Annotated in this window: 16 protein-coding genes; all 16 read right to left on the minus strand. The window is 35.9% G+C overall.

The features are described 5' to 3' along the window. Positions 1 to 3: 3 nt before the first annotated feature. Entirely contained in the window at positions 4 to 1,086 is a 1,083-nt protein-coding gene (gene flhB, locus ACJ2A9_RS08415; protein WP_441421192.1) for a flagellar biosynthesis protein FlhB, read from the minus strand. Next, positions 1,087 to 1,860, minus strand: coding sequence for a flagellar biosynthetic protein FliR (gene fliR, locus ACJ2A9_RS08420; protein WP_441421193.1), 774 nt, complete (start codon positions 1,858 to 1,860; stop codon positions 1,087 to 1,089). It abuts the gene before it with no gap. A 7-nt stretch (positions 1,861 to 1,867) separates the two neighbouring features. Next, on the minus strand, positions 1,868 to 2,137 hold the full coding sequence (fliQ, locus tag ACJ2A9_RS08425) for a flagellar biosynthesis protein FliQ (RefSeq protein WP_441421194.1): 270 nt from the start codon (positions 2,135 to 2,137) through the stop codon (positions 1,868 to 1,870). A gap of 14 nt (positions 2,138 to 2,151) precedes the next feature. Beyond that, on the minus strand, positions 2,152 to 2,826 hold the full coding sequence (fliP, locus tag ACJ2A9_RS08430) for a flagellar type III secretion system pore protein FliP (protein ID WP_441421195.1): 675 nt from the start codon (positions 2,824 to 2,826) through the stop codon (positions 2,152 to 2,154). Further along, the gene (locus ACJ2A9_RS08435; protein WP_441421196.1) at positions 2,819 to 3,502 is read right to left on the minus strand and encodes a flagellar biosynthetic protein FliO; all 684 of its coding nucleotides are present in this window, start codon (positions 3,500 to 3,502) and stop codon (positions 2,819 to 2,821) included. The genes fliP and ACJ2A9_RS08435 overlap by 8 nt, the downstream gene beginning before the upstream one ends. A 92-nt stretch (positions 3,503 to 3,594) precedes the next feature. Next, complete coding sequence (locus ACJ2A9_RS08440; RefSeq protein ID WP_441421197.1) at positions 3,595 to 3,957, minus strand: response regulator; 363 nt, start codon at positions 3,955 to 3,957, stop codon at positions 3,595 to 3,597. Between the two features lie 31 nt (positions 3,958 to 3,988). Further along, positions 3,989 to 5,206: a flagellar motor switch phosphatase FliY gene (gene fliY, locus ACJ2A9_RS08445; RefSeq protein WP_441421198.1), complete on the minus strand. Its 1,218-nt coding sequence runs from the start codon at positions 5,204 to 5,206 to the stop codon at positions 3,989 to 3,991. Then, complete coding sequence (fliM, locus tag ACJ2A9_RS08450) at positions 5,193 to 6,185, minus strand: flagellar motor switch protein FliM (protein ID WP_441421199.1); 993 nt, start codon at positions 6,183 to 6,185, stop codon at positions 5,193 to 5,195. The genes fliY and fliM overlap by 14 nt, the downstream gene beginning before the upstream one ends. A 54-nt stretch (positions 6,186 to 6,239) precedes the next feature. After that, entirely contained in the window at positions 6,240 to 6,671 is a 432-nt protein-coding gene (gene fliL, locus ACJ2A9_RS08455; RefSeq protein WP_441421200.1) for a flagellar basal body-associated protein FliL, read from the minus strand. After that, positions 6,672 to 6,884: a flagellar FlbD family protein gene (locus ACJ2A9_RS08460; RefSeq protein ID WP_441421201.1), complete on the minus strand. Its 213-nt coding sequence runs from the start codon at positions 6,882 to 6,884 to the stop codon at positions 6,672 to 6,674. 67 nt (positions 6,885 to 6,951) lie between these two features. Further along, positions 6,952 to 7,812: a flagellar basal body rod protein FlgG gene (flgG, locus tag ACJ2A9_RS08465; RefSeq protein ID WP_441421202.1), complete on the minus strand. Its 861-nt coding sequence runs from the start codon at positions 7,810 to 7,812 to the stop codon at positions 6,952 to 6,954. Between the two features lie 76 nt (positions 7,813 to 7,888). Then, positions 7,889 to 8,272 carry a TIGR02530 family flagellar biosynthesis protein gene (locus ACJ2A9_RS08470; RefSeq protein WP_441421203.1) on the minus strand — a complete coding sequence of 128 codons (384 nt, stop codon included), beginning with the start codon at positions 8,270 to 8,272 and terminating at the stop codon, positions 7,889 to 7,891. Positions 8,273 to 8,307: 35 nt separating this feature from the next. Then, positions 8,308 to 8,835, minus strand: coding sequence for a flagellar hook assembly protein FlgD (gene flgD, locus ACJ2A9_RS08475; protein ID WP_441421204.1), 528 nt, complete (start codon positions 8,833 to 8,835; stop codon positions 8,308 to 8,310). Between the two features lie 8 nt (positions 8,836 to 8,843). Continuing rightward, positions 8,844 to 9,998 (minus strand): flagellar hook-length control protein FliK, encoded by a 1,155-nt coding sequence (locus ACJ2A9_RS08480; RefSeq protein WP_441421205.1) that lies wholly within the window; start codon positions 9,996 to 9,998, stop codon positions 8,844 to 8,846. Between the two features lie 31 nt (positions 9,999 to 10,029). Further along, positions 10,030 to 10,623: a MotE family protein gene (locus tag ACJ2A9_RS08485; protein WP_441421206.1), complete on the minus strand. Its 594-nt coding sequence runs from the start codon at positions 10,621 to 10,623 to the stop codon at positions 10,030 to 10,032. Between the two features lie 19 nt (positions 10,624 to 10,642). Then, positions 10,643 to 11,080 (minus strand): flagellar export protein FliJ, encoded by a 438-nt coding sequence (gene fliJ, locus ACJ2A9_RS08490; protein WP_441421207.1) that lies wholly within the window; start codon positions 11,078 to 11,080, stop codon positions 10,643 to 10,645.

Here is an 11,080-nt window from a genome sequence, read left to right on the forward strand (position 1 = left end):
CTACTATACTTTGTTTTTCAGTCGATACACATACGCTAACACTTCAGCGACAGCTTTGAATAAGTCTTCGGGGACTTGATCACCTATATCAGCTTGACTGTATAATGCCCTTGCTAATGGACGGTTCTCTACAGTAATTACATTATTGCTCTTGGCTATCCCTTTTATTTTCAGGGCGAGATAGTCAACACCTTTGGCTACAATAATAGGCGCTTCCATTTTGTCTCCTTCATACTTTAGCGCGACAGCAAAATGAGTCGGGTTTGTAATTACCACATCCGCTTTTGGCACTTCCTGCATCATTCTTTGCATAGCCATCTGCATCTGTTTTTGTTTTCGCTTTGACTTAATTAGAGGATCACCTTCAGATTTCTTATGCTCATCTTTAATATCTTGCTTTGACATCCGAATTTGTTTTTCATGATCATACTTTTGGTACAAATAATCAGGAACTGATAGGATAAGTAGCATTAATGCACAAGCAATCCCAATCATTACTGTTAATTGTCCAATCTCAATTAAAGCTGTACCAACGGATTTTTGCGAAAGAATTAAAATCGAATCAATATTTAACCAAAGGATTGTAAAAGCAACAATTCCAACAAGAGTAATTTTTAAAAGTGATTTTAATAGCTCGACAATTGCTCGCACTGAGAATATACGCTTAAATCCTTTTATAGGATCAATCTTACTTAATTTCATTTTGATGGCTTCAGGCGCAAATAAAAAACCTACCTGGATATAACTACTCAGTATCCCTGCAATCAACGCGATCAGTAAAATTGGAGAAATTACAATAGCTGTCTCCATGACTAACTCCAAAAAGACCATCTCAATCGTTCTCTCTGTTACATCAAGGAGAAGGTACTCCTGAAAGGTGTGTTGAAAAAGTTCAAGGAGATGATTTCCAACGTACCCACCGATAAACCATAAAATAAAAAATACAAGTAATAGGCTTAGAGCTGTATTCACATCCGTACTTTTTGCAACTTGCCCTTTTTTTCTAGTTTCTTCCTTTTTTTTAGGTGTTGCTTTTTCAGTTTTCTCCTGGGAAAAGTATTGAAGATCAAGAGACAAATAAGCCACCTAAACTCCTCCTATTAATTGCATCAAAATACGCATCGTTATAATAATTTTATCGAATAGATTGCGAACCATCATAAAAAAAACGGGTAAAAAGATAGTAATAAGAATAAGACCTACAGAGATTTGCAATGGTAATCCGACTACAAAAACATTCATTTGTGGAACAGCGCGAGAAATCATGCCTAATGTGACGTTCACTAAAAAAAGCGATCCGACTATTGGAATTGCCATTTGAAGGGCAATAATGATCATCGTATTAAAAGTTGTTACAATATGATAAATAAGCGACTCGTTACCAAATGGAATGAACAATTGTTCAAGCGGTATAAACTGATAACTATAAAAGATTCCATCCAATAACAAGTGATGGCCATCCATCGCTAGTAAAAATAATAAAGCAAATGTATATAAATAGCCTCCGATTAGGGGGCTTTGTGCTCCTGTTTGCGGGTCAATGACATTGGCAATCATAAAACCCATTGTCATATCAATAAATCCGCCGGCTACCTGAATTGCATAGAGAAGGGTCATTGCCACTAATCCAATTGTTACACCAATGAAAACTTCCTTAAATATAAGTAGATAATACGTACTGTTAATAGGAATATGTGGTGGATCTAATGTCAGAAACATCATCCAAGCTAAAAAGAAACCTAAACCAAGTTTGTAAATTGTCGGGATATTCCGATACGAAAATATCGGCATCGTAATAAAAAAAGATGTCACACGGACAAAAATGAGTAAAAATGCTGGAAATTGATTTATGAATTCCATACTTTATTCATCCTACAAATCGATGTAAGTTATTGAAGATGTTATAACCAAAATTAATCATTTGTGATAACATCCATGGTCCAAAAACAACTAAAGCTACAAGTACCCCAACAATTTTCGGTACAAACGCTAGTGTTTGTTCTTGAATCTGTGTAGTTGCTTGGAAGATACTTACTATCAATCCTAGTAATAATGCGATAACGAGCAAGGGCCCGGCAATCATAATGACTGTAAGGACTCCTTGTTGTGCTAGGCCTACGATAAAATCGGCACTCATTTGAACCACCCTTTTTAATAACTTAACAATAGCGACTTAACAATTAAATACCAGCCATCCACCATCACAAATAATAATATCTTAAAAGGAAGGGCGATCATTACCGGCGGTAGCATCATCATCCCCATTGCCATCAATACACTTGCTACAACCATATCAATAACCAAAAATGGGACAAAAATCATAAAGCCTATTTGAAAAGCAGTTTTTAACTCACTAATCGCAAATGCCGGGACAAGTGCGGTTAAAGGAATTTCTTCGATCGTGGAAGGCCTCTCCATTCCTGCATAACCCATAAATAAAGCTAGATCCTTTTCACGGGTATGTGTAGCCATAAATTCTTTAATAGGAACAGATGCCCTATCAAATGCTTCCTCTTGTGTTATTTCACCTTCAAAAAGTGGCGAAAGAGCAGTTTCATTAATCTCAGAGAAAACAGGCGCCATAATAAAAAATGTTAAAAAAAGTGCCAACGCGATTAATACTTGATTCGGAGGCATTTGCTGTGTAGCCAAACCTGTACGAACAAATGAAAGAACAATAATAATTCTCGTAAACGATGTCATTAAAATTAAAATACTAGGTGCTAGTGTAAGTACTGTTAATAGTATTAATAACTGAATTGTTGTCGCAACGTTAGCAGGTTCATCACTTAATATATCAAGGTCAAGACCCGGAATTTCATTCATTTTCTTTCTCCTTAATTACTTCATAGGCATCTTTTTTTGTTTTCTTTACATCTTTTAATTTATTTTCAAGTAGTTCTCCAAAACGAATTTGTTTCGGATTCATTGTTTGATCGTCTTGGATGACTCTTTTCTTCACCCATTGGCCAATTGATGAAAAGGATTGTTCTAACTGGTCAGACTGTGAGTTTTGTTGATCAATGATTTTTTTTACTTCATCATCACTATCAATCTCTTTTATTAGCTGGATAGAATCACCCACCCCGACTACTAAAAGCCGGTCACCTACTTTGATTAGCTGTACAGACCGATTAGCACCTAATCCTACTCCTCCAATATTTTGGATGGTTTGATGGCTGCGAAACGATTGTGTCTTTTTATTTACAAATCTCAATAAAAAATAAATTAATCCGATAACGACAATAAGAGCCCCAAGCATTTGGATAAGCACAAAGAATAAACTTTGATTTTCAACAACAAATTCATCTGCAATTTGTTCTTCGTTTACACTGCCATTTTGCTCTGTTGCTGGATCAGGTTGTTGTGTTTCTTTCTTTTCATTTTCTATAGCCTCTAGTACTGTTTTATTATCTTGTTCCGCTTGAACAAAACTAGAGTCAAACGGAACAAGGTAGATTACTAGACAGACTATAATACTAATCGTTTGTTTTAAAAACAATCATTGTCACCCTCTTTAAAAGCATGAGCATTTGTCTGCTATAATGGTCAAACTAAAAAATAGCTTACTTCATTGCATTACAAATCCTAGCCTTACCCAAGTGTCTTTTTAATTGCCTCAAGAACTCGATCTGCCTGGAATGGTTTAACAATAAAGTCTTTAGCTCCCGCTTGTATAGCATCAATCACCATCGCTTGTTGTCCCATAGCTGAACACATAATTACTTTCGCATTAGGGTCAATTTTTTTTATTTCTTTCAATGCTGTAATTCCATCCATTTCTGGCATTGTAATATCCATTGTCACTAAATCAGGAGATAATTCTTTGTACTTTTCAACTGCTTGTGCTCCATCTGTTGCTTCACCAACAACTTCGTATCCGTTTTTCGATAAAATGTCCTTGATCATCATTCTCATAAATGCTGCATCATCTACAATTAAAATGTTTTGTGCCATTAATTTGGCCTCCTTTAGATATTAAATATAGTTATAAATTTTGCAATCGGTCTCTTTGACTTACAATATCTGTTACTCGAACACCGAAGTTTTCATCAATGACGACTACTTCACCTTTGGCAATCAATTTATTATTAACAAGTATATCTACCGGTTCACCGGCTAATTTATCTAACTCGATAATAGAGCCTTGGGATAATTCTAGAATATCCTTTACGGTGCGTTTAGTTCTCCCTAGTTCAACTGTTACCTGCAGCGGAATATCTAACAGCATATTTAAATTTTTCGTTTCCGGTTGCTGTAGGTGCGGTGGATCAAAGCTTGAAAACGCTACAGGTTGTACATTCGCAGCACGCTGATTATTAGCACCATAATGTTGTTGCTGAACAGGAGGCGGACTCATTTGGTACTGATGTTGTGGTTCCTCAGGCAAACGATAATTGTGTTGGATCTCTTGCTCCTTTGGATTGAATTGTTGCTCCTGCTCTTGAAAACGATGTTGCGGTTCAATAGGAGGAGCTTCGGACTGATTAGTCTGCTGTTGCATGACAACCTCTTCGCTTTTTGACGGACTCATAAGTTCTTCTACCAATCCTTTGGCAAATGACACAGTTACTAATTGCATAATATTTGAGTCAATTAGGTCCCCTATTTTTAACCGAAATGAGATCTTAACCAATATTTCTTCATTCGGTATTGTATTAAGACCTTCTCTCTCTTTAACATCCAATAAATTAATTCCCGGCGGCGATATATCTACTTTTTTATTAAAAATGGTAGACATTGATGTTGAAGCTGATCCCATCATTTGATTCATTGCTTCTTGAACCGCACTGATTTCCATTTCCCCTAACTGATCAGAAGGACTCAGTCCATCCCCACCTAGCATCAAATCAGCAATGATCTGGGCATCCGTCGTCCGAATGACAAGTAAATTTGTCCCTTCAAACCCTTCGGTGTATTCAACATTTACTGCAACATGAGGATGTGGAAACTCCATATCCAGTTTCCCTTTTTCAATGATAGATACTTTTGGCGTTGTAATTTCAACTTTTTGATTTAATAATGTGGAGAGTGCAGTTGCAGCACTTCCAAATGAAATATTTCCTATTTCCCCCAAAGCATCTTGTTCAATAACTGATAAATAGTTTTCAACCTTTAAATCACTATCATCATTCTCGGACGAATCATCTATGCCATTTAATAAAGCATCAATTTCATCTTGAGATAACATATCACTCATTTCCATCCCCCTCTTCGATCAGCTCTGTAATTTGAACCGCAATATTGTTTCTCAATTTTCCAGGCTGGGCATAATACTTTCTGTGACCTCCAACATTTACTAATAACGGCTTATCGATTAGTTGATTTAATTCAATAATGTCACCCAGTTCCAACTGAAGAAATTCCTGAATCGAAATTGAAGATCGGCCTAATTCAACATTTATAGGGACTTTAGCCAGTTTAACACTTTCCTCAAGAGCTTCAATTTCAACATTCTCTCGTTGTTTTTTCTTTGTTTGCATCCAGTAATGGACTGATAACTTAGGAAGTATTTCCTCTAAAACAACATGAGGGAGACAAATATTAAACATTCCTGACGTTTCACCAATTGTTGTTGATAATGAGATGACAACAACTGTTTCATTTGGCGAAACCATTTGCAAAAATTGAGGATTGACTTCAAGCTCTTCCATTGTTAAATCAAACTCAATGACAGAGCTCCATGCCTCTTCAAAGCTTTCCAGCATGCGTTGAAATAGCTGGGTCATAATTTTTGTTTCAATCTCTGTCAAATTCTCAATTTTATTGATACTCGTTCCCCGTCCGCCTAACAAACGGTCAAGCATTGAATAAGCGATATTAGGATTCACTTCAATTAAAAACCGTCCTTCTAACGGATAGGCATCAAACACATTTAAAATTGTCATCTTAGGGACAGAACGAATAAACTCCTCATACGGCAGTTGATCTACCGAAGCAACTGAGATTTGCACAAACGTTCGTAATTGTGCGGAAAAAAATGTCGTCAAAAGTCGAGCATAATTTTCATGTATTCTCGTTAAACTTCGTATTTGGTCCTTTGAGAAACGCAACGCCCTTTTAAAATCATATATTTTTACTTTTTTTTCATTTTCTTCCTTTTTTAATTGCGCTGCATCCATTTCTCCAGTCGAAATTGCTGATAACAGAGCATCAATTTCACCTTGCGATAAAATATCAGCCAAGAGCTTCACCTCTCTTTGCTTCTGTTCCTCTAGTCTGTATTCTTTCTTTCGCGGTTACTGAACAATAATAGAGGTTGTGTAAACTTGGACAACCTTACCATTCTGTAAAATTTCATTGATCATAACCTTTAGGTTATCTTCAAGTTGTTGTAATCCTTCTGGCCCCTCAAAATCAGTGGATTCCATCCCAGACAGTTCCCGAATAATAATGTTATTTACTTGAAAGTCTCTCTTTTCCAGTTCAACTTTTGCCTTTTTGTTATCTGTTTGTATCTTAAATTTTATTCTTATATAATCATTCGATAATAAATTTGTCGTAATTTCCTGCGTGTCGACCGACAATTCTATGACTTCTTCAATAGTTAGTTCTTTTGGCTCATCTGATGTTGAGGAAAAGTAATTAATTACAACTAAAGCAGTGACCCCAATTAATGTTAACGCAATAAGTATAATTAACATAATCTTTACTAATTTATTCTTAAACAATCAAGGACCCTCCACATCACTGATTACTCGTATGAGACCAACTTCCCGGTAAAAAGACTTCACTTTAAGAATAACATCATCCTCAGGCTCTAGCACGACTATTTTTTTTCCATTTAACAAAGTTATCGTCGTATCCGGAAATGACTGTACTTCTTGGATATATATTGCATTCAGTGTAAATGATTGGCCATTAATTCTCGTTAAAGTAATCATCCTTTTTATGTTACAGGCTAGATCTTATAACCTAGCCCTTTCCTCCCTGTTATACTTAATAACTTACTTAACGTTTTAAGTTTACTAACTCTTGTAAAATTTCATCTGATGTCGTTATTATTCTCGTATTTGCTTGAAACCCGCGCTGCGCAACAATCATTTCTGTAAATTCCTCTGATAGATCAACATTGGACATTTCGAGTGTTCCTGAGATTAGTGCTCCTGTTCCGTTGCTTTCAGGTCTTGTAATATAGGCTAATAAGTTACCATCCGGGGTTTCTTCAAATTGAAATGCAGCCAGTCCAGAATTTGCTGTTTGCTGAAATAGATTGCCACCAATCTTTTGAAGGCCTTCGGGATTAGAGAACTTCGCTAAAGCAATCTGGCCCGCTTCGTCTAACGTTCCATTTTCAATAAAACGAATTACTCCATCACTCCCGATACTAAAGCTTTGCGCCGTAGTTGGAACATTGATTTTCTGTAGATCATCACCAGCCTGATTAATACCGACAACAAACAATCCGTCACTATTCACTACATCCCCATTCTGATCAAAATAAAAGTTACCTGCCCTTGTGTAACTATACTCAGCAGCATCCCCCTCTTGACCATTCCATACTACAAAATAACCATCACCTGATATACCTAAATCCAATGCTCTAGAAGTGTTTTGCAAACTACCTTGCGTATGAATTGTATCAATAGAAGCTAATTGTGCTCCAAGTCCGACCTGCATCGGGTTTGTTCCACCTTTTTGCGGACCTGGTGCACTAGCTCCTGCTATTTGTTGATTCACCAAATCGCTAAACGTTGTTCTACCTTTTTTAAAGCCATATGTATTTACATTGGCAATATTATTACCTATTACATCAAGTTTGACTTGGAAATTTTTCATTCCTGCAATCCCTGAATACATCGAACGTAACATATTATTTTCCTCCACCTCTATAATTCAGTTGCTTCCATCAATCCACAACTGCATGGCTTCCTTTTCAGGTCCAGCCTCAATCAATAACAATTGTTCCATTTATGTTCGTAAAAATTTGTGATTTCGCTTCATGACGATCAAGTACCGTGATAACAGTATTATTTTTAGCACTAACTACTAGTGCACCCTCTTTCAACAAAACCAATGAATCACTAACACCTTTTTGCTTAGCCTCTTGGATACGATCATAAATAATTTCCCATTTGGTGTGATCAATCGTAATTCCACGCTCTTGCAAACGTTTCTCAGCATGTTTACTTACCTTAAGATGCTCAATACCATGTAGCGTTGAATCGAGTACATGTTGAAACGAACTATTCTGTTTTACAGGTTGTTTCTGAAATTTTGTAGGCAGTTTTGGTAACTGGTGCAATTGTTGCGTTACAATCCTGGGATCCATTACGTGCACCCCCTATGAAATAACGGTATCCTTTGTTAAAATGATTCATTTTTCCCTGAATTATTATTGTCTTGCTCTTTATCAAGGTTCTCCGTCTTTTGATTATCAGGTATTGGTGCTGAACTTATTTGAACCAGCTGATCTGCTCGAATCAGTGTACCATCCTCCAACTCTAACCTGACATTCCCTTGATCCATTCGAACAGATTTTACTACATGCTCATAATAATCCGTCCTCGTTCGGTATTCATCAACCTGTACTTCTTTACTCCATTTCACGCTTTTACCGATTAGTTCACTATGCTGCAAGAGCTGACTGTTTTGATGAATGGATACGAATTTCTCCATTGATTTACTCATATTTGTCATCTGCTCTAATGAAGTAAATGTCGCCATTTGAGCGATGAATTCTTTATCCTCCATCGGATTCATTGGATCTTGATTTTGCAGCTGCGTTAGTAAAATTCTCAAAAATGCATCCTTATCTAACAAACTTTGTCCCGTATTACGTTGTTGGGCTTGCCGGTCTACTAAATATAGAGATTCTGTGATTGTATTTGGCATAAAACCACCTAAACTTTCTGATTAATCGTTACCTCTTCTAATACATCTGAAAATGAATCTTCCTGCTTCTCATTGGTATTTTCTTGTGTATGATGTGAACCATCGTCTCGTTCTGACTGTTGTTTATTTTGCTGTTGTTCTGAAAATGCCTGTCCAGTTTGCTGCTGCGATATTTCAATCCGCTCAACATTGATTTGTTGAGAACCAAACGCTTGACGCAACTGACTCAACTGCGATTCAATTAATTCTCGAGCTTTGAATGAAGTTGTCATGATTCTTGCAATAATTTCACCATTTATTTGAGTTAAACGGATATCCAGACGACCTAAGTGTTCTGGATAAAGCTTAATTGAAAGTTCGTGATGACCATTTTTAAAATTAATTAACGAACTACGCCCTAAAATCTCTTGAAACTGACGAATAAATTGATGTTCCATTACTTGTTGATTTTGATCTCCTATATGAATCGCAAATTGTTGAAGTGGATTCATACCAATCTTTACCCCTAAAGGAAATGGAAATATAGAATTTTTATTTTGTTGAAGTGTTTCTTCTGTCCCCATAGCCATCTTTAACTTCTTAATGAATGTCTCTTCATCGATGAAGTTTTGATTAGCTGCTTGTTTTAGTGAATTTGGGTCAAGAGTTTTCAAGAACTTCTCAAGCAATAGTTGGATTGTTTTTTGCTCATTATTGTTCTGCTGTACATCAGCATCATTTTGACTGATTGAACCAGATTTTGTAGCGGTTGTGACTTTGATAAATAACGACAATAAATGAATTGGATTATTTAAAAGATCCTCTGAATCTACTAATGTATCTACTGGTAGCCCGCTAGAAAATATCGATTCTATCTTTTCTGCTAATCCAATGGGAAGTTGATCAAGTAGGTCTTGAACTTCTTTGGATTGTAAGTTATCAATACTTACATATGCTTCTTCATAAGAAAGGTCATTAACAATAGCTCTCAGTTGTTGTAACAATTGTTGATCACTATTTTCTTCACTTATGTTCGGAACACTATTTGCTTGGATGATCCCGTCTTTCATCGTTTCACCAAGAATAGCTAAAAAGTTGTTGCTTGATCCACCTTGATGTTGTGCTTTTGTCACTGGATCAATTTGTGTACTATTTCCTAAAAGTTGCATGGCACCTATGTTCATGTTTTCACCTCCTTTCAAAGGAATTGCACTGTTACTCACTATAAAGTTCAGACATAATAACCGCAGCTTTTTCCGGCTCCATCTTTGCTAAAATTGACGCTTTTGTTTCTGGTTTTAATGTTGATATATGCTGCAATGCTTCAGTTGTATCAAGTTCGGAGATAATTTTTGCTGCATTTTTTGATGACATCGACTCATATGTTTTTGCAATTTCTGTCAACTCTACTTCGATAGCCATTTGATTATTTTGCCGATCTTCTTCAAAAATTTCAATTTGACGAGCGAGGGAGTCAATCTCCCTATTTAGATTAACGATTTCCTCATCTCTTTCTACGAGTTGCTCATTCAATGCTTCCAATTCACTTTGTTGTTTCACAATTGTTGTTTGTAACTCATCAACGTCGACTTCTGGCTCCAGGTTGTCTTGATTATTAGTTATCCAACTTGAAACAACTGGAAGTTTCATACTGATTTCTTTCCCTTTTTCAAGTACATTGATTCCCATAAACATGAACACAATAATTGCTAGGATTGCTGCAAAAACGGTAGGGATGAATATAATCATAAAAAACCATTGAAATTTACTGTATTCCTTTTCCTCTATAACTTCTAAATCTTTTGCCATTTGTTCACCTAACCTAATATCAGCGATTTATGAACTGTTGAGTAGAAATTTCATCCATTTGTTTATTTTCTTCAACCTTTAGATGTTGTACAAATTGCTCGTATTGCAACTCTTTCATTTTTTCATATTTTTTTAATTCTATTGATTTCTCTAACAATTCGTCTTTTTTACTGTTCATGTAATTTCTTGCCTGTTGTGTTTGCACTTCCACTTTATTAATATGATTTTCTAATAGGTAAATAGTAGATTGTGATAACTGCAACTCCCCAATCATAACTCCTCTTTCTAATCGACCCTGATAATCAAATTCTAACTGTTCTTTTTTCTTTAGCAGGTTATACAAGTTTGTTGCTACCTCTTCAAAGCTTTTTGTTGCTTCTTGATATTCACCTTCAACAGCATTTTTTTCTCTTTTTTTTACATCTAGAATCTTTTGTAACGTATAATCAAAAACCAT

The organism is Anaerobacillus sp. MEB173 (assembly GCF_052119505.1).
Taxonomy (GTDB): Bacteria; Bacillota; Bacilli; order Bacillales; family JBJMAU01; genus JBJMAU01.